The organism is Peptacetobacter hiranonis (assembly GCF_008151785.1).
Classification (GTDB): Bacteria; Bacillota; Clostridia; order Peptostreptococcales; family Peptostreptococcaceae; genus Peptacetobacter; species Peptacetobacter hiranonis.
Genome location: NZ_CP036523.1, coordinates 2,370,347 through 2,396,282 on the forward strand (window position 1 = coordinate 2,370,347; position 25,936 = coordinate 2,396,282).

A 25,936-nucleotide genomic window follows, 5' to 3' on the forward strand; every position below is an offset into this window, starting at 1 on the left:
TTAACGTTTTAATATATGAATAACTGTTCATATATTCATTATAATCTGCTTATTATTTTTTTGCAATATATTTTATAAAAATATATGAACAATTATTCATATATTTTGAGAAGTACTTTTATTTCGCTAATTACAATAAAAAAAGGACCAGTACTTTCATACTGATCCTCTTATTACACTTTTAATTATCTATAAATTGTTTAAAGTAACTTCTTGTTCTTTCATTTGTAGAATTATATAATAACTCATTTGGAGAACCTTCCTCTACAACCTTACCTTTTTCCATGAATATAATTTTATTTGCTATTTCAAGTGCAAATCTCATCTCATGAGTTACAATAAGCATTGTACATTCATGTTCATTTGATAATTCTCTTATTAATTCTAGAACTTCATTTACAAGTTCTGGGTCAAGAGAAGATGTAGGTTCATCAAACAATATTATCTCTGGATGAACAGCTAGAGCTCTAGCTATACCTATTCTCTGCTGCTGACCACCAGATAGTCTTGATGGATAATAATCTCTTTTATCTGCTAACCCTACTTTTTTTAGAAGAGCCATAGCCTCTTCTTCAGCTACTTTTTTATCTTTTTTCTGAACTAGAGTCATCGGCATCATAATATTTTCTAAAACAGTCTTATTTTTGAATAATGAATAGTTCTGAAATACCATAGCCGTTTTCTTTCTAAGCTCTATACAATCCTTTGGAGACAAGTTCTTAGAATCTACAGAAAAGCCATCTATTTCTATAGTTCCTTTAGTTGGAGTTTCAAGTAAATTTATACATCTTAAAAGAGTAGATTTACCTGTTCCAGAAGGTCCTATTATAGCAGCAACTTCACCTTTTTTAAGTTCTAAATCTATACCATCTAGGACTGTTAAATCTCCAAATTGTTTCTTTATATTTTTAAGTTTTAACATAATACTCTCCTAATGTTATAAGAATTTACATACTCTTTTTTCTAGTCTATTCTGAACTAAATCTATCGCTAAGATAAGTATCCAATAAACTATACCTGCTGCAATATATGCTTCCATGTAGTTAAATCCTCTAGCTGCAAGTATTTTAGATTCAGAAAGAATCTCAACAACACCTATTGTAAATGCAATAGCTGTATTTTTTACAGCCCCTACAAATGTATTTCCAAGTGATGGAAGTATACTAACAAATGCCTGAGGAATTACAACCTGTGTCATAACCTGGAATTTATTTAAACCTATTGAAAGAGCTGCCTCTCTCTGTCCTTTATCTACAGCTAAAAGTCCACCTCTTAATATCTCAACTATAAATGCTGAAGAGTTTAGTGCAACAGAAATTACAAAAGAAACCTCAGCTGATAAATTTACAAGTGATGGTATTAACTGTGGTAAACCATAGTAGAAAATAAACAGCTGTGTAATATATGGTGTAGATCTAAAGAATGATATAAATAAAGTCGCAAACCCTTTAAATATGCTTATCTTAGAATTTCTCATTATAAGCAGAACTATTGCAAGCGCCATAGATGCTATAAATGAAATTACACCAAGATATAAAGTAAATGGTATCTTTGCAATTAATGCCGGAAAGCATGAAAAGAAAAATTCAAAATTAAATCTCATCTATACATCACCCATTAGTTTTTAGCAGTTACGTCTATTTTGTAGTGCTGTTCTGATAATTTTTTCATTGTTCCATCTTCTAACATAGATTTTATTGCATCGTTTACATCTTTAACTAATTCTGGATCTGCATCTTTAGAGAATGGATATGCATTTTCTTCTAATACTATTGGTTCACCAGCTATTTTAACTTTGTAAGGTTTTTTAGACATTGCTTCTTTGAAAGCAGCTTCTGTTATAGGACAAGCGTCATATCTTCCCTGTTCTAATGCTTCATACATACTTCCTGAATCTGAAGGTATTATTATTATTTTTTTATCTTCTGGTAATGATTCATTGTATTTTTCTAATGTTGGGTAGAATGAATGTACTGGTGGAACATTAGCTTTTTTACCCTGTAAATCATCTAAATCTTTGTAATCAAAGTCATCTCTTACTGCGAAGAATATTTTATTGTATCCGTATACTTCTGAGAAGTCGTAAGTTTCTTTACGTTCATCAGTTATAGATATCTGGAATGCTATTGTATCTGCTTTTCCAGAGTCAACTGCACCAAATAATGCATCCTGGCTATCTCCTTCTATCCATTCTATTTTACGTCCACATCTTTTTCCTATTTCTTCAAATACATCATGTTCGAATCCAGCTAAGTTTCCTTCATCGTCTTTGTAACTACATGGAGGGAATATTGGTGCTGTAGCAACTTTTATTGGTGCTTTTTCATCTCCTCCACTAGCTTCTTTGTTTCCACATCCTACTAATGATCCCATTACAACGGCACCAACTAGTATGCAAGATAATAGTTTTTTCCCAAATTTCATAATATGTTTCTCCTTTTTCTTTTAATTATTTTGAGTATATAGCCAATACTCCATCGGCTATTCCGTAAAATTTATTCATAGGTATACCCATACCTAGTTCACCATGATCACTTAATGTAGATGTTCTTGCCCCACAGCACATAAATGATAGGTTTATATCATTTTTCATAAATGGTTTTGATACCATATCACTACAAGCTGCTGCATTACCTACACTTATATAATTCTGTGGTACACCATAGCTATAAGTATATCCTTGAACTAACTTCATTATGCTTTCTGCAAATCCTATTACAACTACTACATCTGCATCATCCATTTCAGATAACGGCATTATTTCTAATCCATATATCTTCTGTGGAATACGCATAAGACTATCTGATATATTTCTAGCTATAGCTAAATCAGAGTATAAACCTGAATATTTGTGAACCTGTCCTGATTTAAACCCTTCTGATACAACTGACATCCCTGTCTGAGTAGGTCCTCCAGAACATCCAAAGTTTTCTTTTGTAACTTTAAATTTTCTACCTTTACCAGCTTTGCTTATAAATCCACAAAGTCTTATTTTTCCATTAAATTCTTCTGCTGGTGAATTTTCAAAATCTTTTTCATAAACAAGGAATCTAACACCTACTATTTGTCTTTCTAATCCAAGGCAGTCCTGAACTTTTAAAATCGTTTCTTTATTCATTAGAACCCTCCTTATCATTAGAACATGCTTTTATACATTCTTCGCAGTACTCTTCATACTTACTCGCTTGAATTGCATAATCATAGTTCATTACTATTTCAAAGCCTAATTCATCTGGTGAATCAAGTCTTTCTAATATTTTCTTTTTAGGAATATTGTTTTCTGTTAGATTAACTGTTTCTAATATTCCTCTAAATATATTTTCTACAAGGTGAATAGGGAACGATGCTCCCATGCATCCTGCTGAAAAATCAGTTAATTTTCTACAACAATTACTTAATAAACTGACATTTAAATCATTATTCATAAATGGTTTTGAAACTAGCTCACTGCATATCCCCTGGACACCTATAGAAAGTAAGTTTTTATTTACTCCATAGTATCTACTATATCCCTGAGTTAATCTCATCATATCCTTAGCTGTTGCAATAACTATAACAAGGTCTGGATTTTCTATTTCTTCAAGTGGTGAAATTATTGCACCATAAATCTTTTGAGGAATATATTTTTTTTCATTCTGTACCTGAAAAGCTATTGATTTACTTAGATATTTTCTATCTTCATACTCTTTACGACCAGAGTATACATATTCTGGAACTTCTTTTAATCCCATTGCATATGCTGCATCATCACAGCCTATTGTAGAAGCATTGCATTTTACTGATTTACCCCGACATGCAAGCTTTACAAGTGAACATAGACTAAGTCCTTCGTGTTCTTCTGCTAAAGAATCATTATATTCTTTTTCAAGAACTAAAAATCTTAACCCTAAAATTTTATTCTCAAGCCCTAAAGCTTTTGAAACTCTTGTAATCTGTAAGTTATCCATAACAAACCTCCCTTCCAATTCATTATAGATGTTAAACTTTCTTTATTCCAATAGATAGAAACTATTTCAATTTATAATGTTATAGCTTTCGTCTATATTATAATTTTTCTATATTTTTTTATTATAATTAAAAAAACTCATTTCTTTTTCTTTTAAATTTAATAAATCTAACTTTTTTTATTTTTTATTAATTTAAGAAAACATTTTCAATATATAACTTAATAAAATATCAATTAATTTCTTTATTCTAGATACCAAAAATAATTATTTTTTTCCTATTCTATTTAATAGTTATATTTTTTTTCTATCATTCTAAATTATATAATCTTTTTTTTCTATACTTTTTTCTTTTTTTACCTTTTATAAAATTTTGGCATATTTTTATTTTTATACTAAATAAATTTATTTTAATTTTATATAAAACTACAATCAATAACTTCAGATTATTTGATTGTAAATATACTTTTAAAACAAAAATATGTCTATTACAAAAACTGTAACATACCACACAATCCTATTCCTCATCTAAAAAATCATAGAAATCATCATTCCCAGACTCAACAAAATCATACAACGCATTCTGTTCAAAGAACATCGAATCCTGATACTCTAACCCCTTATAATTCACCTTCAACAGACCATTAATATAATCTCTATCTCTCTCAGAATAAGTCCCAACAAAGAACATCCCATCTAAATAATAATAAATCGCCTTAATATCATTATTTATAACATAAGACATTCTCTTAACATGGTCGTTATTAAAATTAAATCTAGTAAAGAATACCGCATCCTCGTCCATATCACTTCTAAGAACAAACGGGTTATCTTCATAGAACTTTTCTACAAACTCTTCTCCATCTTCAACCGTATAAATATCAACAAACTCTTCCTTAGAAATCTCGTCAAACACCTCAAAATCATACATAGGCTCAGACTCAGAAACAACCATAGAATTTAACTTAAATCCTTTTTCATTTTTCTCAATGCTAAGTGCAACTTTACAGAAATAATATCCGTCATTATCTTCGTAAATAGTCTCAACAACATATTTTCCATTTCCTCTAGATGTTACATCTGTTTTTAAAAGTGCACCATTTATATTTGTTATGTGCATACTTCCTATTTCTTCGCTCTCAGAATAGTATGTAAGTGCTTCTCTATCCCAAGCAACTAATCTCATAACCATGTAGTTTACAAACTCTATCTCTTCCTTTACCTCTTTACATATCTTTGGATATAAGTCGTATATATTTAAATCGCTTTTAAAATCGTTGATTATATCTATATAATCCTCAACTTCTCCTGCAAGCTCTTTTCCATATCTTATATTTCTACTTCCAAAATGCTGTATTAAAAACTTAGCCTCTTCCTCAGAAATTTCTATTCTATCTGATCCAAGACCTCCCATAAGTCTTTCTTCTTCCATATATGCTTTTTTCTCTGATGGGTTTATTAGTTTTACATAGTCACAAAGTCCTAATCCCTCAGAGTCCAAAAGGAAATACTGTTTTATATCATCTCCATTTTCATCTGTACTATCTATTATCATTCCCATACTTCCCATAAGTCTAGATTGTGTTATTTTTGCAAAATTAAACTTTAATTCCATGCTTCTTCTCCTCTCAAATTATTTCTCTTATTTACATATTTATATATTAACACAAATTTTTCTGTACTATTTGAATTATTTGCTGTATACTAGTAGAAATATATATCAGAAGATTGGGGGTAATGCTTATGAAGAAAAGAGCAGCATTTTTCGATATTGATGGAACTCTGTACAGAGATTCACTTATGGTAGAACATTTTAAAAAGCTAATAAAATATGAAATTATAGATGAAAAAACTTGGATTGATCATGCTAGAGGAACTTTTTTAAACTGGGATAAAAGACAGGGAAACTACGACGACTATCTTTTAGAAGTTTGTAATTTATATGTAGATTCGCTGACTGGTGTTGATTGGAGAAGTATTGATTTTGCAGCAGACCAGGTTATAAAGACCAAGGCTGACAGAGTTTATAAGTACACACGCTCTCAAATTGAAAGACATTTAAAAAATGGTGATATAGTAATATTTATATCTGGAAGTCCTGACTTCTTAGTTAAAAAGATGGCTGAAAAGTATAATGTTACAGATTATTTAGGAAGTAAATATATAATGGAGGATGGTAAATTCTCTGGTAAATTAGTTCCTATGTGGGATTCTGAAAGTAAAAATAAAGCAATAAATGAGCTAATTGAAAAATACGATATAGATTTAGATGAGTCTTTCGCTTATGGCGATACAAATGGAGATATAAATATGCTTAGAAAAGTTGGGCATCCTGTTGCGATAAACCCTACAAATGAGCTTTTATCTAAGTTGAGGGAAGATCCTGTGCTGAAGAAAAAAGCAGATATAATCGTCGAAAGAAAAGATATACTTTATAAACTAAAACCTGATGTTCAGGTATTATCTTATGATGACTTGTCAGATTAACAAGCTAATATTTTACATACAAAAAGTGCTGCCATAACGACAGCACTTTTTTAGTCTAAGTATTTACTTATATTTTTTCTCAACTTATTTTCGTACATTCTTATAAACTGGCTATAGAATAAATCGTAAATTAAAAACGTTGCATTTAAGCCTATAAACAGCACAAACATGTACTGTACTTCTGTCAAGAAACTCTTCAGAACAAAGTACATTATAGCAAACACAATATTTGCAAATACAAGCTTGATACAATATTCTGTACCCATAGACCTTCCTCTCTCAATAAGAGATTTTACGAGTCCATAAAGTGCAAATGATATCGCATATATAAACCACTGTACTTTATTTCCTATTATCATGAATGACAAAAGTATAGATGCAAATGTAAAAATTGTACCTGTCTTTTCTCCAAATTCAATAATAATTATTGAAGATATAAATGATGCTAGCACCATAAAGAAAATTGTATTCATTGGAACAAAGTTTATCAGCATAAAGAATATTGCCTCTAATGCTAATAATATTCCTCCAAAAGCCATTTTTTTACTTACATTCTCCATATTAAAACTTCCATTTCAATTTTAAATTTCAATAAATTAACAACAGCTTATAAAGTCTCCACCCATACATTCACAGCATGAGTCTAAGCACCATAGCTGGCAGCAAGTGTCTGTACAATCGTCTCCACAACAGCAGCAACAGCATGGACAGCATCCACTTGAATCGTATCTTCTGCTTTCATTGTAGTATCTTGCTCTATCATCGTAGTTATTTCTATATGAGCTAAACTGATTATATGCTTCATCATATTCTTTATTTTCTGGCTCCATAAATCTTGCTCTTTTTATATAATCTTCACCTTCTTCATATCTACCCATTTTCATTGCAGCAGTTCCAGTTAGGAAGAACCACTCAGCATTTCTATCACTTGAAACTACTTCTTTAAGCATTCTATATGCGTCTGCAAATCTTCTATTTGCAATTAAATTTCTAGCCTCAATATAAACATTTCTATTCATTGCTTCTCCGTACATAATATTCACTTTCCTTTCGTTATTTTTGTATATTTTAATAAATCTTATTGCTTAATTTATATGGCTTACATCGCCATTTTTATCTTTTCCATCTCCATATAATATGTTCTTATATCTCAAGTATACACCAGAATATATTATATTTTCAATTATACCGACATTTCTCTTAACTTTAAGCATATCTATATTTCTACCAAGCATTCCTAGACTCATAGAAATTATTCTCTCTACTTTTTTCTTTAATTCATCGCTCTTTGGCTCATATCCTTTAAAAGGATTATATCTTCCTTTTTGAATATCTTCCTCCAAATCCTCATATGCATCTAAAACGTAGATATATTTTCCTATGTTAAATCCTATTTCTCTAAGTCTATCTTCAAACTCGTCTTTCTTGTATGCAAATATTTCTCCCATTAGATTTCCAAATGTATTTGAAACATCATCTAAATCTGTTGATTCTTCTTTTTCTAATTTTTCAAGCTCAGATAAACATTCTTTTATATATTCAGCCTTTTCTCTGTATTTATCATACGCTTCTTTAAGGCTTCCTTTATAGACATTATACGCCAATTTATCCTTAATTCCACCGTCGTCTTTTACATTGTCCTCTAATTTGAAATGAGTTAAAAGAACATTCATAGCGGCTGCATATTCAGTTATTTCATTTACTTGTACCTTTTTCTTTTTTATAGGATTTGCTATACACACTTCTTCTGTTACTTTTGATTCTGGATTGTACACCGCAGATAAAAGAACTATTAGAAATGTTATGTCATAGTTTAAAGAAAATCGAGATATCTGTCCATGATTTCTCTTTAGAGTTTTACAAAGCCCACAATAATAGCTTTTGTAATGCTCGTATTCTCTAAATGTCAAATCCATTTTATTTATTTTTACATATCCAAACATTATTATCCTCTTTTCCCATATATCCAATTATTAAATATATTTGATTTTATAAATATGTTCAAATCAATTAGATTCTATTATCTTAATTATATTATACTAAGAAATACTTGAATATACCTTAACATACACCATAATCGAATTATATTCAAGTGGTTTATTCAAAACTTTAAAAATTATTTAGAATTCAAAAAAGGACTACTGCAATTCATTGCAATAGCCCCTATACTTTCTATTATTATTTATTATAAAGATTTTATATATATTTCTCTTATTTCTTCTTTAGAGAATTCCTTTGGATGATTGTTTATATTTCCTATTGATACTTTAAATGCGTTTTCTACCATCCAATCTACGTCACTTTCTTCTATTCCTAAGTCATTTAATGTTACATCTAATCCTATTCTTTTTAAGAATCCTATTATACTATCCGCACAATCCAATGCACTATTTCCTCCTAGAAGAGCTGATATAGCTGCATATCTTTCTGGATCACTTTCCCAAGATGCTTCAACTATTGCAGGTGTAAGTGCTGCTAATCCTTCTCCATGAACTATGTTTTTAAGTCCACTCGCTGGGTGTTCTAATGCATGAGGAAGTGCACAGCTTGAACATCCTATAGCCATACCTGCTAACATACTTCCTAAAGTTATTTTTTCCCATACTTCATAATTTATTTCTTCATCGTTTACAGCATTTTCTGCGTTATCTGCTATTAACTTCATAGCATAAAGTGCATATGCATCTGATAATGGTGTACGTTTTTTACTTACAGCAGCTTCCATTGCATGTGCAGCAGCGTCAAATATTACAGAAGCCTTTACTCTTTTAGGCATAGTTACCATAATTTCTGGGTCTACTATTGATACCTTTCCATATATAGCTGGTGTTCTAAGTGATTTTTTATCGTTGTTTTTATCATCTGTAAGTACAGAATAGCAGTTACCTTCACTACCAGTTCCAGATGTTGTAGGTACTAGTATTAATGGAAGTGCTTTATCTGAAGATTTCTGTCCGTACATATACTCTCTTACATCACCTTCATTTACAGCCATTAATGCTATAGCTTTAGCTGCATCCATTATACTTCCACCACCAAGAGCTACAACAACATCACAGTTTTCTACATTTGCTATTCTTGCACCTTCTTCAACTGTTGATATAAGTGGGTTCCGTGTCACTTCATTAAATATTGCTCCATCAACACCTTCTTTAGCTAAAAGCTCAACGGCTCTATCTAAAAGTCCTGATTTTCTAGAACTAGATCTCCCTGTTACTATAAGTGCTTTTTTTCCGTACTTCGCTGTTTCTTTTCCTAGTTCGTTTACTTTTCCACGTCCAAATACTATATTGACTGGTAAGTTGTAGTTAAATTCCATTATAACTCGCCTCATTTCCTAAAAAATATATTTACACATTCATTACTTACTTTATTTTTTACTACTTATACTAATTATATCAGTTAATAGCTTTTATTCAATGAAGATTATTTGAACATTCCTCTAAATTTACTTCATCTTTAATTATAATATTTTTCATATTTATATTTCAAACTTTTAAATTTATATATTTTTACAATGAAAAAGAGAGCCACCTATTCTCTGCTGACAAATTAGATGCTCTCTTTTTCTCTTCTTAACCTTAAATTTTATGTAAACTGTATTTAGATTTTTATCTTTTTTATATTTTATAAATTTATTTATTGTAAAGACTGTTTAAAAAACTAAAGAAGTCGTTTAAATCATTCATACTAGCTGGGTATACTTCTTCTTCATCCTTTTTCTTAGGCCGTTCTTCTTTTTTATCATCTACAACAAACTTGAATCCTAGTCTTACTCCAAATAATTCTTCAGAAACATCTTGTAGGAATCTTAAATACTGTGTTTCCATTATCTGAACAACTCTTACATCTCCTACACGTACAACAACTGTTCCCATCTGATAGTCTATCTGCTTACTATCTTTAAATAGAGCTTTATAAACAGCTGGACTAATTAATTCCTGTATTCTTCCAAGCATTACCTTCCAAACATCCATAGCATCTATTCTATTTATATCTGCTTCTTCTTTATATTCTTTATTTTCTTCTTGTTTTTCTTCTTCATGCTCAGGTCTTTTTACTTCTATTGTACTATCATCTTCCTCTGATTTTTCTTCATTCTGATAGTTCTTTGATAGCTGTATTTCCGCTATTTTTCTAAGTCCTAACTCAATTATATCGTCTTCACTTAGAAATACAATATTTATGCCATAGCTTATTCCTGATTTAGCTACTATATAAGTCTTTATCATTTCTATTATCTCTGGACTTATCTGTTCATCTATTTTTGCTATGTCAGATATTATGTATAGAGTGTTTCCACTAAATTTTATCTTTCTTACACTTTCTATTACACTACTTAATTCTGATTGAAGGCTGTTTAGAGTCTCTTTTGTAAATTGTTCTATATTCATATTGCCCTCCTTATTATTTCCTATATCTATAGATTTATTCTATCGAAATCTATAATATATTATACTACAATTTATATCGAATTGTTTCAATTATTTTAAATATTTAACTTTAAAATAAATTATATTATTTTTTTAGAGTTTTACAGAAATAAAAAATAAATAAAAAAAGAGGACTGAATCCTCTAGCCTGTGAGCGGGTTGGCCTTTTGAGAATTCAGTCCCTATTTTTACGTTCTTTTTAATTAACAATATGATTTTCTCCACCATTTCATACGGTCAAAATGATGTAGAATTTTTACTTTCGAATAAACTTTTTGTTTTGATATTTTAAATTTCAAATTTTGAGCGGGTATTTGAAATTTATTACATCTTATTTGAAGTATAATACTCCTGATTCGAATATTTTCTGGTCTTTTTCACCAAGTATATTCTTAGTTATGTTTGCACTTAATCTTTCTGAGTGACCCATCTTACCAAATACTCTACCGTCTTTGCTTGTTATACCTTCAACTGCGTAGAATGATCCGTTTGGATTGTGGTCTATATCATATGTAGCATTTCCGTCGAAGTCTACGTACTGAGTAGCTATCTGTCCGTTTTCTATAAGCTCTTTCATTACTTCTTCACTTGCAACGAATCTACCTTCACCATGTGATATTGGTATACTATGTATATCTCCAACTTCTGTCTGAGCTAACCATGGAGATTTGTTAGAAGCTATTCTAGTGTTAACTATCTTAGCCTGATGACGTCCTATATTATTGTAAGTTAATGTAGGAGCTTCTGCACAAGGTTCTATTATTTCTCCGTATGGAACTAATCCAAGTTTTATAAGAGCCTGGAATCCATTACAGATACCTAACATTAAACCATCTCTTTCATTTAAGAATTCATGAACAGCTTCTTTCATCTTAGGATTTCTGAATACTGTTGCTATGAATTTAGCTGAACCGTCTGGTTCATCACCAGCACTGAATCCACCTGGTATCATTATTATCTGTGATTTTTTGATTTCTTCAACCATTGCGTCTATAGATTCTTCTATATCCTGGTAAGATAAGTTTCTAAATACTTTTATAGTTGATTCTGCACCAGCTCTATCAAAAGCTCTTGCTGCATCGTATTCACAGTTTGTTCCAGGGAATGCTGGTATTAATACTTTAGGTTTTACTATGCTTAAAGAAGATTTAGCTGGAGCACCAGTTCTTACATAGCTTATATTTTCTATTTTTGAAGTTATTTCAGCTGCTTTTGTTGGGTATATAGATTCTAAAGTATTGCAGTGAGATTTGTATAATCCACATAAGTCTACTTTTTCACCGTTGAAGTCTATAGCAGGTTCTGCTGTAGTTTCCCCAAGAACTATACATCTGTATCCTTTTAGAACTGATAAATCATCTTCTGCAAGTTCAAGAAGTATTGTTCCGTAATCAGCTGCAAATAAATCATCAGTGTTTTCATAAGCTTCAACAGCTTCTTCACTGAATTTGAATCCGATATGGTTACCGAATCCCATCTTAGCAACTGCTTCACCAACTCCTGCAAATCCAAGAGCATAACTTGAAAGCACTTTACCATCTAATATTAATTCTCTTACTTTTGTAAGGTTTTTCTTTAATTCATCAAAGTCTACTACACCATTGTCTAAAGTAGCTGCTGATATTTTAACTACTTTTGATCCAGCTTTTTTGAATTCTGAAGTAACTACATTTTTAGCATCTACAGTATCTACTGCGAATGATACTAATGTTGGAGGTACGTCTATATCTTTGAATGTTCCTGACATAGAGTCTTTACCACCTATTGCAGGTATTTCGAACTGTTCCTGAGCATAGTATGCACCAAGTAAAGCTGCGAATGGTTTACCCCATCTTTCTGGAGATTTTCCAAGTCTTTCGAAGTATTCCTGGAAAGTAAGTCTTGTAGTAGCGTAGTTTCCTCCAAGTGCAACTAATTTAGCAACAGATTCAACTACTGCATATAATGCACCGTGGTATGGAGACCATTTACCTATTTTAGGGTTGTATCCGTAAGTCATTATTGTAGAAGTATCAGTTTCTCCACCAAGTACTGGTATTTTAGCAACCATACCCTGTTCTGGAGTAGCCTGATATTTACCACCAAATGGCATTACTACTGTGTTTCCACCTATACTAGTATCGAATTTTTCAACAAGTCCTTTCTGAGAACAAGTATTTAAATCAGATAATGCTTTGTGGAATTTTTCTTCTATAGTATTAGCACCTTTAACTATTTCTACGTTATCGAAGAATGTATTTTCTTCGTCAACTTTTTCAACTACTACGTTAGTTTTCTGTTTAGCACCATTAGTGTCTAAGAAAGCTCTCTTTAAGTCTACTATAGCTTTACCATTCCAGAATAATCTCATGTATCCTGTATCAGTAACTGTAGCAACGTGAGTAGCAGTTAAGTTTTCTTCTTTTGCTAATTCTATGAATCTATCTTTGTTTTCTGCAGCTATTGCAACTGCCATACGTTCCTGAGATTCTGATATTGCAAGTTCAGTACCATCAAGTCCGTCGTATTTCTTAGGAACTAGGTCTAAGTTTATGTCTAAACTTTCAGCTATTTCACCTATAGCAACACAAACCCCACCTGCACCGAAGTCATTACATCTTTTTATCATCTGAGCAGCTTCTTTATTTCTAAAGAATCTCTGGATTTTTCTTTCGTTAGGTGCATCACCTTTCTGAACTTCTGCTGAACAAGTGTTTATAGATTCTTCACTGTGTTCTTTAGAAGATCCTGTTGCACCACCGCAACCATCTCTACCAGTTTTTCCACCAAGAAGAACTATTATATCTCCTGCCTGTGGTCTTTCTCTAACTACATTTTCTTTTGGAGCAGCTGCTATAACAGCACCTATTTCCATTCTCTTAGCTACGAAGTCTGGATCATAAACTTCTGCTACCTGTCCTGTAGTTAAACCTATCTGGTTTCCGTAAGAACTGTATCCATTTGCAGCTTCTGTAACTATTTTTTTCTGCATTAATTTTCCTGGTAATGTTTCTTCTAGAGGAGTTCTAGGGTCTGCAGCACCAGTTACACGCATTGCCTGGTAAACATAAGATCTTCCTGATAATGGGTCTCTTATTGCTCCACCAAGACAAGTTGCAGCACCACCAAATGGTTCTATTTCTGTTGGATGGTTGTGTGTTTCATTTTTGAACATTACTAAGTATTTTTCTGGTTTTCCATCAATTTCTACGTCTACGTTTATAGAACAAGCATTGATTTCTTCACTTTCGTCAAGGTCTGCTAATTTTCCTTCTTTTTTAAGTTTTTTCATAGCTAAAGTAGCTATGTCCATTAAGCAAACATCTTTCTTTCTATCTACATATATTTCTTTTCTAGTGTTCATGTAGTCATCGAAAGTTTCTTTTATAGCGTCAGTATATTTACCTTCAGCTATTTCAACATTTTCTAATTCAGTCATGAATGTAGTGTGTCTACAGTGATCTGACCAGTAAGTATCTAGTACTTTTATTTCTGTTATAGTTGGGTTTCTGTGTTCATCATCTCTGAAGTAAACCTGAACATGTTTTAAATCTTCTAAAGTCATTGCTAGACCCTGAGATTTTACGAAGTTATTAAGACCTTCTTCATCTAATTCGATGAATCCATCTAGTATTTCTACTTCTGTTGGTTTTTCAGTTACTAGAGCTAATGATTCTGATTTTTCTAACCCAGCTTCTCTACTATCAACAGGGTTTATTATATACCCTTTGATTTTATTGAATTCTTCATCTGTTATGTTTCCAGATAGTATATACTCTTTAGCAGATTTTAATTCAGGTCTCATACCCTGATTTAATATCCGTATACACTGAGCAGCCCAATCAGCTCTCTGATCGTACTGTCCTGGAAGATATTCAACTGCGAATACTCTTTCATTTTCATTGCAAGGAACTTCTTCAAAGTAAACAACATCAAGGTTTGGTTCTGAGAATATTGAGTTTGCCGCATTCTGGAAAACTTCATCAGATATACCTTCTACGTCGTATCTGTTTAAAACTCTTAAAGAGTCAACAGAAGTGATATGAAGACTTTCTTCAATGTCTTTTTTAAGAGCTCTTGCTTCAAGATCAAAGCCGTTTCTTTTTTCGACTAATACTCTTTTGACGTTTTTATCCATTTCTCTTCCTCCAAATTTTTTTTCGGAAATTTTACAGACCTATATCAGTTCTGTAGTGCATTCCTTCAAAGTTTATTCTTTTTATATTTTCATAAACTTTATCGGCAGCTTCTGCTACAGTTCCTGCTTTAGCAGTTATACCTATAACTCTTCCGCCGTTTGTAACTAATTTACCATCTGACATCTTAGTTCCACTGTGGAATACTACTATTTCATCATCTAATTTGTCAAGACCTGTTATTTCTTTGCCTTTTTCATAGGCTTCTGGATATCCTCCTGAAGTTAGCATAACACAGATAGCTTGTTCATCTGTATATTTTATTTCTATTTCAGAAAGTTTGTTATCTATTACAGCATTCATTATTTCGCTTAGATCAGTTTCTAATCTAAATAATACTGACTGAGTTTCTGGATCTCCAAATCTAACATTGTATTCTAGTACTTTTACACCTTCTTTAGTTATCATTACTCCAACGAATAATATACCTCTGTAATCTAATCCGTCATTCTGGAATCCTTTTAAAGTTTTATCAAGTACATTTACTTTTATTTCATTGGCTAGTTCTTCAGTCCATAGTTCACTTGGAGAGAATGTTCCCATTCCACCAGTGTTAAGTCCTTTTTCACCATTGTTTACTTTTTTATGGTCTTTAGCACTTTCCATTGGAACTATAGTATTATTATCAACAAATGCTAGTATAGAAGTTTCTATTCCTGTTAAGAATTCTTCTATTACTACTTTGTTACCTGCGTCTCCAAATTTTTTGTCTGCCATCATTTCTTTTAAAGTTGTTATAGCATCTTCTCTGTTTTCAGGTATTACAACACCTTTACCAGCTGCAAGACCATCTGCTTTTATAACTACTGGGTATCCAAAGCTATCTATTTCTGCTATAGCTTCATCTAAATCAGTATATTCTTTGTATTTTGCAGTTGGGATATCATTTCTTATCATGAAATCTTTAGAGAATGCTTTACTTCCTTCAAAAGTAGCACACTGTTTGTTTGGTCCAAATATTCTTAGACCTTCTTTTTCAAAGGCATCAACTATTCCCATTACAAGTGGGACCTCAGGTCCCACTACTGTAAGGTCTATAGCGTTGTCTTTTGCGAATTTTACTAGATTTTCTATATCACTGTCTTTTATATCTACACATTCAGCAGAGTCTGCTATACCAGCATTCCCTGGTGCGCAATATACTTTTTCGACATCTTTTTCATTTTTTAACTTCCAGCATATAGCGTGTTCTCTTCCGCCACCGCCGACAACAAGTATTTTCATATCCATACTCTCCTTAAGTTTAGTGTTTGAAGTGTCTTACTCCTGTGAATACCATAGACATATTGAATTTGTCACAAGCTTCTATAGAGTCATTATCTCTTATTGATCCACCTGGCTGTACTATTGATTTTATGCCAAATTCATTAGCTAAAGTTACACAGTCATCGAATGGGAAGAATGCATCTGATGCTAAAGTAGCTCCTGTGAAGTCTTTTTCATCTTTGTTGTTTTCTAATGCATTTTTAAGAGCCCATATTCTTGAAGTCTGACCACAACCTAAAGCAAGAGTCTGACCATCTTTAACAACTGCTATTGCATTTGATTTCATATTTTTAACTATTTTCATACCGAATTTCATATCTTCTAATTCTTCTTCAGTTGGTTCTAATTTAGTAACTGTTTCATATTTGTCAGCTAATTTAGTATCTTTATCCTGGATAAGAAGTTTTCCATCAAGATATTTCATTTCGTATTTCTGTTTGCTGTCTTCTATTTTAGCAAGTTTTAATACTCTAAGATTTTTCTTAGTTCTTAATACTTCTAAAGCTTCATCAGTGAAGTCGTAAGCAACAACTATTTCAAGGAATATTTTGTGTAATTCTTCAGCTGTAGCTTTATCTACTGTAGAAGTTATACCAACTATTCCACCGAATATAGAAGTTTTATCTGCTTCGTAGCATTTAGTATAAGCTTCTAAAGCTGTATCTCCTAAAGCAACACCACATGGGTTAGTATGTTTTATAGCTACTGCAGCTACTTTATCACTATCTTTGAATTCTCTCATAACTTCTAAACATCCGTGTAAGTCGTTTAAGTTATTGAAAGATAATTCTTTACCATTTAACTGTTCGTAGTTTAGTATAGGGTTTTTAGCGTTTGGCTGAGCGTATAATATACCATTCTGATGAGGGTTTTCACCGTATCTTAAAGTCTGTTCTTTCTGGAAAGTAAGATTTAAGAATTCTGGGTAATCTTCTCCAACCTGTTCTGCAAAGTAAGTAGATATCATAGCATCATATCTTCCTGTTGTTGAGAAAGCTTTGTATGCTAAGTTTCTTCTTTCTTCTTCTGTTAAATCACCTTTTCTTAATCCTTCTATTACTAAATCGTAGTCTTTTATATCTGTAACTACTATAACGTCTTTGTAGTTTTTAGCAGCAGATCTTATCATTGAAGGTCCACCGATATCTATGTTTTCTATCATTTCTGCATGGCTTTTTCCTGCTTTTAAAGTACCTTCGAAGTCATAAAGGTTAACACATACAAGGTCTATTGAATGTATTCCATGTTCTTTAACTGTTTCTACATGAGATTCTAAATCTCTTCTGTAAAGTATTCCACCGTGTATAAATGGATTTAAAGTTTTTACTCTACCATCTAATATTTCTGGGAATTTAGTAACATCTTCAACCTGCATTACATTTACACCATTTTCTTTTAGTATTTTAAATGTATTACCTGTTGATATTATTTCAAAATCAAGTTCGTTTAATGCTTTTGCAAATTCAACTACTCCTGTTTTATCTGTTACGCTTATTAAAGCTCTCTTACTCATTTATATATACTCTCCTTCCATCAACTCTTACTTTGTCATCACATAAAAGTGCAACACTCTTTTTAAGTATCTGATGTTCTACTTTAAGAACTCTAGCTGCTAGAGTATCTGCATCATCATCCTGTTCTACTTTTACAGATTCCTGCATTATAATTGGACCTTCGTCAGCTCCCTCTGTTACAAAGTGAACTGTAGCTCCAGTTACTTTTGCACCGTAATCAAGAACTCCCTGATGAACTTTCTTTCCGTAGTATCCTTTACCACAGAAAGAAGGTATTAGAGATGGGTGAATATTTATCATTCTGTTTTTGAATTCATTTACAAAATCAGCGCTGATTATTTTTAGATATCCAGCCATAACAACTATATCTATTTCTTTTTCTTTTAATATTTCGATTACTTTCTTTTCATCGTTTTCAAATACTGCTTCTATATTGTGCTTTCTTGCTCTTTCAAGACCGTATGCATTTTCTTTGTTAGAGATTACTACCTTTATCTGACCGTTTATCTCTCCTGCTTCTGTTGCATCTATTATAGACTGAAGATTTGTTCCTCCTCCAGATACTAAAACAGCTATATTCTTTAGCATAATTCTACTCCTTCATGAGTATCAACAACTTCACCTATGATGTATGCATTATCTTCCATAAGGTCAGCGTATTTTTCGTCAACAAAGTTTTTGTTATCACTTGGTCTACCATTTACATAATCAACAACAGCCTGAGCATCTTCTTTGTTTACTATTAAAACAAGACCGATACCCATGTTGAAGCTCTTATGTAATTCTCTCTGTTCAACTGCATTGAATCCTTCTATCATTTTGAATATTGGTGGTTTTTCCCAAGATTTAGTGTCTATGTTTAGTCCTAATCCTTTTGGTATAACTCTTGTTATGTTTTCTATAACACCACCACCAGTTATATGAGCTATTGCTTTTATATTGTGTTTTTCTATTAAATCTAATGCTAATTTAACGTATATTTTTGTAGGAGTTAGAAGTGCTTCACCTACTGTCATTCCTAGTTCTTCAACATACTGATTCATATCGTATTTGAATTCTTCTAAGAATATTTTTCTTATGAATGAAAATCCGTTTGAATGTATACCACTTGAAGTTATACCTACTAAAACGTCTCCTGCTTTAACATCTTTACCAGTTACAACTTTTGATTTATCTGCTATACCTACAGCAAATCCAGCTAAATCGTAGTCATCTTCTCCGTACATACCTGGCATTTCAGCAGTTTCCCCACCTATTAATGCACATCCTGACATTTTACATCCGTTAGCTACACCATCAACTATTTTTTCTATATGTTCTGGAACTAATTTTCCAAGTGCTATATAGTCAAGGAAGAATAATGGTCTTGCTCCCTGGCATATAAGGTCATTAACACTCATTGCAACTAGGTCTATACCTACAGTGTGATGTATATCCATCATCTGAGCTATTTTTAATTTTGTTCCAACACCGTCAGTAGCTCCCATTATAACTGGATCTTTCATTCCTGAGAATTCAGCTATACTGTAAAGTCCACTGAAGTTACCTAAATCACCTATTACATTGTCATCATATGTTTCTTTTATTTTTCCTTTTATAAGGTCTACTGCTCTATTCCCTTCGTCTATATTTACTCCCGAAGCTTTATATGTTAGCATTTCTACGTTCCTCCTAGATTTTATTATTTTCTAATCAGAATAAATCGTATACTTTGATAAGTTTCAATATCTAATTATTAAAATAATTTTCAACTCAAAAACTTTAGCAAAGTACGATTTTCCTATTATTTACATTATAAACTAAACTTTACTATTTATACAGTAAATTAATTATTTATCTATCTTTCTAACTGGATAATCTCCATCGAAGCAAGAAGTACAGAATGTATTCATTCCTTTAGCTGCTTCTTTCATTCCTTCTATGCTTATGAATTTTAATGTATCACAGCCTATATATTCTCTCATCTCTTCAACAGAATGACTTGCTGCAAGTAAACTTTCTCTTGTAGGAGTGTCTATTCCGTAGTAGCAAGGATATTTTACTGGTGGTGAAGTTATTCTTAAATGAACTTCTTTAGCCCCTGCTTCTTTTAAAGATTTTATTAACTGTTTTGAAGTAGTTCCTCTTACTATAGAGTCATCAACTAATATTATTGATTTACCTTTTATTGCTGGAACTAGTGGATTTAATTTTATTCTAACAGCTATTTCTCTTTCTTCCTGAGTTGGTTTTATAAATGTTCTACCAACGTATCTGTTTTTAACAAGTCCTTCACTTAACTGTAATCCACTTTCATTAGCATAACCTATTGCACTTGCCCATCCTGAGTCTGGAACTGGAACAACACAGTCAGCTTTTACATCTTCATTTTTAGCTAGGTAAGCACCACAGTTTATTCTAAATTCGTATGCATTTAAATCATCAAGTGTTGCATCGTTTCTTGCTATATAAACATGTTCAAATATACAGCTTTTCTTAACTGGTTTGTAAGTATCTGAATAGTTGTAAGATTTTAATTCTCCATCTTTTATAACTATTATTTCACCTGGTTCAACATCTCTTATGACTTCTCCACCAAGTATTTCTATAGCACTATTTTCTGATGCTATAAGATATTCATTACCTTTTTTACCTAATAGAAGTGATCTAAATCCGTGTGGGTCTCTAACTGCAACTAGAGAATCATCACATATTATAGCTAAAGTATAAGAACCTTTTATATAGTCCATAGTAACTTTAACAGCTTCTACTATATCTCCTTTGTAGTATCTAGCTAATATATGAAGTATAACTTCTGCATCAGAATTAGTCTGGAACATGAATCCTTCTTCTTCTAATGTTTCTCTTAAATAATTAGCATTAACTAAACTACCATTGTCAACTATTGCAAGATTTCTATTTCTGCAACTTCCAACAAATGGCTGAGTATTAGCAACATGGTTATGACCAACTGAAGATGATCTAACATGTGCTATACCAAGATTACCTTTGTAATTTTTTAATTCGTCTTCTTTGAATGCATCTCCAACAAGACCTTTTTCTTTTTTGTATACTACTTCTTTTGCTTCTTCATCATATATTGCTATACCACAGCTTTCCTGTCCTCTATGCTGCATAGAATATATTCCGTAGTAAAGCTCTTTTGACACCTGTTTGTCTGAGTAAACACCTAATATACCGCTCATACACTCGCTCCTTTTTATAAAATAATATTTAAAAATTTAAAACTGTCTATTATTAATTTATATTTAAATATGTTTTTAACTCTCTACATAAAATAGGCAGAGAGTCCAAACATTTTTAAAATTCTATTTAACTAAAATTATCTAAAGCTTTCATCGTCTTCAAGAACTTTTTTAGCCATTTCATCTCTATATGCTTTTAACTGTTCTTTTAACTGAGGATATTTTAATGACATCATCTGTATAGCTAGTAACGCAGAGTTTAGACCACCGTCTATTGCAACTGTTGCTACTGGTATACCTTTTGGCATCTGAACTATTGATAATAGTGAATCTAGTCCGTCCATTGTTGATGATTTTATTGGAAGTCCTATTACTGGAATTAAAGTCTGAGCTGCTATAACACCTGGAAGATGTGCTGCTTTTCCTGCTGCTCCTATTATTACATCAGTGTTGTCTTCAAGTTCAGCTAAACATTCTGTTAACTGTACTGGAGTTCTATGAGCTGATAATGCTCTAACTACAACTTCTACACCGAATTCTTTTAATACTTTTATTCCTTCTTCTACTTTTGGAAAATCTGATTTAGATCCCATAATTACTGCTACTTTCATTATTTTCCCCTCTCCTTCTCAAATCTTTTGTTTTTAGTCAAAAATTCGTACCATTATACGAACTATTATATATAAATATTATATTAATATCCATATTTTATCAATATATTTTTTGCTTTTTTTTGAAATTATTAAATTTTTTTAGGATTTTTTAGCTATATTGTTCGTATTTTTGGTACTTATTCTATTTTTTTGCGGTTTTTATTCGTGTTTTACCCAACTTTTAAAAATTTTGAATTTCTAAAAGAGTTTTTAATTCTATTACTATATTATAAGTATAGTATACATTTATATATTTCCATTTCCATGCTAATAATTCCTTCTTACAATTACATTTTTTGCACAAAAAAATAAAGCATCGAATACCGTCATTTAATGAAGCAGCACTCAACGCTTTGTTACCATTAATTATTTTAAATTCATATTGTTTTAATTCACAATGTGTATTGTATAACGAAATATACATTTTTTAAATAGTTTTTTTATATTTATATATAAAAATTTTATAATCCAGTCTTAAAACTAAAACGCCCAAGTTACAAGGACAGCTACACCAATATAAAGTGCAAATAGAATCACTCTTCTCATAGTTTTTGAAAGTTTTAAATCTTTATCAAATTTATCTACGAGTATATTTGCACCTAGGCATAATATACATATAGCAAAAAATCTTTTTAACAATAGTATAGTACCCATTTTATTTATACCTACCTTTCGAAGTCAATCAAAGTATATATTAACATAGAAAATAGGTATTCTACAATATTTTTAATAACAAATCTATTTTTATATCCTATCTTATTCTTTAATTTTAAAAAAATCTATTTTTTATTTTTCTTTAGTCCAATCTGTAACCGTTTCGCTCTGTTCTCCACTTATACTCATAAGATATCCCAAAGCTTCTTCTTTAGTCATAAAGAAGTGTATTCCACCTGTAGAATCTCTCCATCTATCCGGATTAAAACCTTTAGCATAAGCCATTTCTCCAACCTTATATACAAAATCTCCATCTACATAGGAAACAGCCTCATCAAATTTAACAGTTTCTGTTGGATCTGTGACAGCAAGCACCTTAGCCTTATCACATCTACAAGTGTTTAGTGTAGAGCTAGTTCTTCTAGCATCTGCTGGAATTAGAAGTCTAACAAGTCTAGTATTGAAACAAGTCTTCCATGCTAAAAACGCTCCTGTTTCTGGGCATACCATTTTGTAGTGTTTTGTATTTTCATCAGTCTTTATACCGTCCATTTTTGATTCTTCTAAATTAGCTCCAAAAATATCTGCTCCACTCAAATCTACATTAGTTAAATCAGTATATCTCAAATTAGTAGCGTGTAACGTACAATTTTTAAAACTCGCATTAGATAAATCTGCATGTTCAAGAAAAACATTGCTTAGATTTGAATTTTCAAAATCTACATTAGCAAGTTTTACATTTTCAAAATCTGACCAATCTAAATCTACATTTCTTAAATCTAATTCTGAAAGATCCATGTCTTTAAAAATACAATTTCTTAAATCTAGTCTTTCATTTTTATTTCTATTTTTTAGCATATCTAAAAGTTGTTCTTTCTCTATTATTTTTTTCATAGATATCACTTCCTCTTTAGCAAAATGTACTACTTTACTGTGTTTACATCTTTTCTTTAATTATACCACCTGAACAAAAAAAGAAGAGATTAAACATTAATTATAATCTCTTCTTTATATACTATATCTATTCTTTTATTTTTATCCTTCCCTCAACCACAGAATCCAAATGTGTATGACTCGCCAAATACTCTTCCACAACCTGGAATCCAGAAGTAGCTGTACACCTAAACTCGCTCTCAAAATCTTTCTTTTTAATACCAAGATTTTTTTCAAGATTTTCAAGGTGATATCTCTGAATACCTATCGTATACTTCTTATCATCCTTTATCTTTTCCCCGTCTAGTTCAGCCTTTATTAATCTCTTTTCAGATTTCGACCATACAAACTCACTTCCATAAGAAACTTGATAAAATTCACTTACAGTATCTACATCGAGTGCTTTTCTTATCATACTAGATACAAACTTCTTAATAACCTTTCCACTTGCCTTTGCCACAAAAATTTCGTCGTCATAAGGGTAAAATTCTGTTAAATCCCCAAGTGTAACAACAGGGCCTAATCTCTGCTTTCTCAAACTTCCACTTCCTAAAAACATAATATCCACCCCTGCAATCTCCTTGTGAATATCTGCCATTAAATTTCCAGCCTCTGTTTCTCTTCTCCTTTCAGGATGTGTCAACTGTCTATTCAATCTAGTTATTATTTTTCCATATTTTTTATCAACCTCGTATTTATATGTCATTATTAAATCTTCTAGTTCCTCATCTCTTGGGCAGTACTCGTCCTTTATAGGAATTGTATTCCATTTATATGAAGCTATTTTATTTTTTTTCGTATCTATAATTAAATCAAATCTGCCAATCTGAGAAGTTCCTATACCAGCCTGAACTATCGGAATCCCATTTACCACTTCTGGCTCGTCTAAAAATGTATGTGTATGACCACCGATAATCATATTTATTCCCCATTCAGGTTTTAATTTAGATGCTAATACTCTATCCGCTTCAAATCCAATATGAGTTAAAAGTACAGTTAAATCGACATCATCTGGCTTATATGCATTACAAACCTTACCTACTTCTTCAACAGCATCATTTATATCTATAAATGGTCCTATCATACTTTCTAATTTTGTTCTTGCAAGAACCATCTCTGTAATCAAACCGATAAACATTATCTTCATTCCGTTTATCTTTATTATCTTATATGGTCTAAATAATCTATTTCCATTTGTCGCAATATACATATTTGCGTTTATAATTGGGAATGTCGCACATTTTTCAATAAATAAAAGATGTGCAATTCCGTAATCGACCTCGTGATTACCTATAGTAGCCACATCTGGTCCAAGTAGATTCATTATCTCTATTGTTGAAATCCCTTTATATTCGCTATCTATAACAGAACCTCTAAACATATCACCTGATATTGCATATATAACATTCTGTTCTTCATTTCTTACCTTGTTTATATATCCAGAAAGCATCGAAACACCTCCGACAAGATCTTTATTTATCTTTTCAGCTAAAAAATCCCCATGCAAATCATTTGAATGTAGTAGTGTTAAATTCTTATATCTTTCCTTTGTTTTGTCCTTCTTTTTTCCCATTTTTATCTCTCCTATTTTTATCCGTCTTTTCATATTAACAAAACTACAATAAGAGAATATTAAATCTATATTATAAATAAATTAAAAATGGCTATTGCATAAATACATGCAATAGCCATTTTTGTATTCCTATTTTTAATTTTTTAATTTCATTTCTAATCCAACTCTCTCTTCCCAGCTAGAGAATATCTTCTTGATTATAGCTGGTCCTTTTTTAGAAATAAACACAAGCTGAGAGTTTCCTTTATCACTGCAAGGTTTATAATCTATCTTCTTCCCTACGACATCTACCTGATTCCAACCTTCTCCTTTAAGATTGAAAAATCCCTTCATTCTATAAACATCATCTGCCATATCTTCAAGGAATGCTGTTAATTTTTCCTGCTCTACTTCACCTTCAAAATTTAAGAATAATGTCTTTGGTTTAGTTTCTACAGAATTTGTTGATTCCTCAGACTCTGCCCATTTGTACTGAACTAAGTCCTCATCTAAGAATGAATAGTCCATTACACCATTTACACTTTTTTCTACTCTACAAATAGGATTTATCTCTTTTATCTTATTAAGTACTTTTTCAAATCCTTCATCTCCTGTAACATCGCTCTTTGTTATTATAGCCATATTGCAGTGTTTTATCTGTCTTTCAACTGCCTCATCTTCTTCTAGCTGATTTTCAAAGTTTATTGCATCTGCTAAACAAATAGCTCCCTTAAACTCGTACTTATCTCCGGCTATAACTGTCACAGCCTTTAATATCTCATCTAAATTAGATGGATCTCCTATCCCAGAACTCTCAACAAAAAGATACTCAAAATCTTTTTCTGCCATATCTGCAAGTGCCTGTACAAAGTTTAATTTTAAACAAGAACAGAATATAGAGCCTCTATTTAGTTCCACCATCTGTATATCGTCATTTCTTAAAATTTCACCGTCTATACTTATCTTTCCAATTTCATTCTGTATAACGCCAATTTTTTTATTATCTAATCTCTTCAGCATTTCAAGAAGAAGAGTTGTTTTTCCCGAACCTAAAAATCCTGTAAGTAAATATAACTTAGTTTTCATAATCTCACCTCATACATTGATAATTATCGATATTTAAATTATACATTTTATATC

The 25,936-nt window shown here is 31.4% G+C and carries 23 protein-coding genes; 1 reads left to right on the forward strand and 22 read right to left on the reverse strand.

Translation table 11 applies throughout. The features are described 5' to 3' along the window. Positions 1 to 181: 181 nt before the first annotated feature. The 6 genes from KGNDJEFE_RS10950 to KGNDJEFE_RS10975 form a co-directional block, all read right to left on the reverse strand. Entirely contained in the window at positions 182 to 922 is a 741-nt protein-coding gene (locus KGNDJEFE_RS10950) for an amino acid ABC transporter ATP-binding protein (RefSeq protein WP_006441108.1), read from the reverse strand. A gap of 15 nt (positions 923 to 937) precedes the next feature. Then, a complete protein-coding gene (locus KGNDJEFE_RS10955) occupies positions 938 to 1,603 on the reverse strand; it encodes an amino acid ABC transporter permease (protein WP_006441107.1) in 666 nt (221 codons plus the stop codon). 14 nt (positions 1,604 to 1,617) lie between these two features. Beyond that, positions 1,618 to 2,424 (reverse strand): transporter substrate-binding domain-containing protein, encoded by an 807-nt coding sequence (locus tag KGNDJEFE_RS10960; protein ID WP_006441106.1) that lies wholly within the window; start codon positions 2,422 to 2,424, stop codon positions 1,618 to 1,620. A 25-nt stretch (positions 2,425 to 2,449) separates the two neighbouring features. Beyond that, a complete protein-coding gene (locus KGNDJEFE_RS10965) occupies positions 2,450 to 3,118 on the reverse strand; it encodes a DUF169 domain-containing protein (protein WP_006441105.1) in 669 nt (222 codons plus the stop codon). After that, complete coding sequence (locus KGNDJEFE_RS10970; protein WP_006441104.1) at positions 3,111 to 3,947, reverse strand: DUF169 domain-containing protein; 837 nt, start codon at positions 3,945 to 3,947, stop codon at positions 3,111 to 3,113. Before KGNDJEFE_RS10970 ends, KGNDJEFE_RS10965 begins: the two co-directional genes overlap by 8 nt. A gap of 514 nt (positions 3,948 to 4,461) precedes the next feature. Next, complete coding sequence (locus KGNDJEFE_RS10975; RefSeq protein ID WP_006441103.1) at positions 4,462 to 5,559, reverse strand: hypothetical protein; 1,098 nt, start codon at positions 5,557 to 5,559, stop codon at positions 4,462 to 4,464. A 128-nt stretch (positions 5,560 to 5,687) separates the two neighbouring features. Between KGNDJEFE_RS10975 and KGNDJEFE_RS10980 the strand changes: the two genes are divergently transcribed. Next, a complete protein-coding gene (locus KGNDJEFE_RS10980) occupies positions 5,688 to 6,431 on the forward strand; it encodes an HAD family hydrolase (protein ID WP_040410731.1) in 744 nt (247 codons plus the stop codon). Positions 6,432 to 6,481: 50 nt separating this feature from the next. On the opposite strand, the gene KGNDJEFE_RS10985 is transcribed toward KGNDJEFE_RS10980, so the two are convergent. The 16 genes from KGNDJEFE_RS10985 to KGNDJEFE_RS11055 form a co-directional block, all read right to left on the reverse strand. After that, positions 6,482 to 6,991, reverse strand: a complete 510-nt coding sequence (locus KGNDJEFE_RS10985; protein WP_006441101.1) for a DUF2232 domain-containing protein — start codon at positions 6,989 to 6,991, stop codon at positions 6,482 to 6,484. A 36-nt stretch (positions 6,992 to 7,027) separates the two neighbouring features. Then, entirely contained in the window at positions 7,028 to 7,465 is a 438-nt protein-coding gene (locus tag KGNDJEFE_RS10990; protein ID WP_006441100.1) for a tetratricopeptide repeat protein, read from the reverse strand. A gap of 51 nt (positions 7,466 to 7,516) precedes the next feature. Beyond that, positions 7,517 to 8,374, reverse strand: a complete 858-nt coding sequence (locus KGNDJEFE_RS10995) for a DUF5685 family protein (protein WP_006441099.1) — start codon at positions 8,372 to 8,374, stop codon at positions 7,517 to 7,519. A gap of 242 nt (positions 8,375 to 8,616) precedes the next feature. Further along, entirely contained in the window at positions 8,617 to 9,750 is a 1,134-nt protein-coding gene (locus KGNDJEFE_RS11000) for an iron-containing alcohol dehydrogenase (RefSeq protein WP_006441098.1), read from the reverse strand. Positions 9,751 to 10,066: 316 nt separating this feature from the next. Beyond that, the gene (locus KGNDJEFE_RS11005) at positions 10,067 to 10,825 is read right to left on the reverse strand and encodes a chromosomal replication initiator protein DnaA (RefSeq protein ID WP_006441097.1); all 759 of its coding nucleotides are present in this window, start codon (positions 10,823 to 10,825) and stop codon (positions 10,067 to 10,069) included. A gap of 370 nt (positions 10,826 to 11,195) precedes the next feature. Further along, positions 11,196 to 14,981, reverse strand: coding sequence for a phosphoribosylformylglycinamidine synthase (locus KGNDJEFE_RS11010; RefSeq protein ID WP_148881850.1), 3,786 nt, complete (start codon positions 14,979 to 14,981; stop codon positions 11,196 to 11,198). A 31-nt stretch (positions 14,982 to 15,012) separates the two neighbouring features. Further along, complete coding sequence (gene purD / locus KGNDJEFE_RS11015; RefSeq protein WP_040410730.1) at positions 15,013 to 16,263, reverse strand: phosphoribosylamine--glycine ligase; 1,251 nt, start codon at positions 16,261 to 16,263, stop codon at positions 15,013 to 15,015. 19 nt (positions 16,264 to 16,282) lie between these two features. Then, positions 16,283 to 17,818 (reverse strand): bifunctional phosphoribosylaminoimidazolecarboxamide formyltransferase/IMP cyclohydrolase, encoded by a 1,536-nt coding sequence (gene purH, locus KGNDJEFE_RS11020; RefSeq protein WP_006441093.1) that lies wholly within the window; start codon positions 17,816 to 17,818, stop codon positions 16,283 to 16,285. After that, positions 17,811 to 18,407: a phosphoribosylglycinamide formyltransferase gene (purN, locus tag KGNDJEFE_RS11025; protein WP_006441092.1), complete on the reverse strand. Its 597-nt coding sequence runs from the start codon at positions 18,405 to 18,407 to the stop codon at positions 17,811 to 17,813. The genes purH and purN overlap by 8 nt, the downstream gene beginning before the upstream one ends. Beyond that, complete coding sequence (purM, locus tag KGNDJEFE_RS11030; protein WP_006441091.1) at positions 18,401 to 19,477, reverse strand: phosphoribosylformylglycinamidine cyclo-ligase; 1,077 nt, start codon at positions 19,475 to 19,477, stop codon at positions 18,401 to 18,403. The genes purN and purM overlap by 7 nt, the downstream gene beginning before the upstream one ends. A gap of 171 nt (positions 19,478 to 19,648) precedes the next feature. Further along, complete coding sequence (gene purF / locus KGNDJEFE_RS11035; protein ID WP_006441090.1) at positions 19,649 to 21,004, reverse strand: amidophosphoribosyltransferase; 1,356 nt, start codon at positions 21,002 to 21,004, stop codon at positions 19,649 to 19,651. Between the two features lie 137 nt (positions 21,005 to 21,141). Then, complete coding sequence (gene purE, locus KGNDJEFE_RS11040) at positions 21,142 to 21,615, reverse strand: 5-(carboxyamino)imidazole ribonucleotide mutase (protein WP_006441089.1); 474 nt, start codon at positions 21,613 to 21,615, stop codon at positions 21,142 to 21,144. Between the two features lie 522 nt (positions 21,616 to 22,137). After that, the gene (locus KGNDJEFE_RS11835) at positions 22,138 to 22,311 is read right to left on the reverse strand and encodes a hypothetical protein (RefSeq protein WP_006441087.1); all 174 of its coding nucleotides are present in this window, start codon (positions 22,309 to 22,311) and stop codon (positions 22,138 to 22,140) included. A gap of 132 nt (positions 22,312 to 22,443) precedes the next feature. Further along, positions 22,444 to 23,205: a pentapeptide repeat-containing protein gene (locus KGNDJEFE_RS11045; RefSeq protein WP_006441086.1), complete on the reverse strand. Its 762-nt coding sequence runs from the start codon at positions 23,203 to 23,205 to the stop codon at positions 22,444 to 22,446. 127 nt (positions 23,206 to 23,332) lie between these two features. Continuing rightward, complete coding sequence (locus tag KGNDJEFE_RS11050) at positions 23,333 to 24,817, reverse strand: bifunctional metallophosphatase/5'-nucleotidase (RefSeq protein WP_040410729.1); 1,485 nt, start codon at positions 24,815 to 24,817, stop codon at positions 23,333 to 23,335. A 135-nt stretch (positions 24,818 to 24,952) separates the two neighbouring features. Then, positions 24,953 to 25,882 (reverse strand): CobW family GTP-binding protein, encoded by a 930-nt coding sequence (locus tag KGNDJEFE_RS11055; RefSeq protein WP_006441084.1) that lies wholly within the window; start codon positions 25,880 to 25,882, stop codon positions 24,953 to 24,955. Positions 25,883 to 25,936 lie beyond the last annotated feature (54 nt).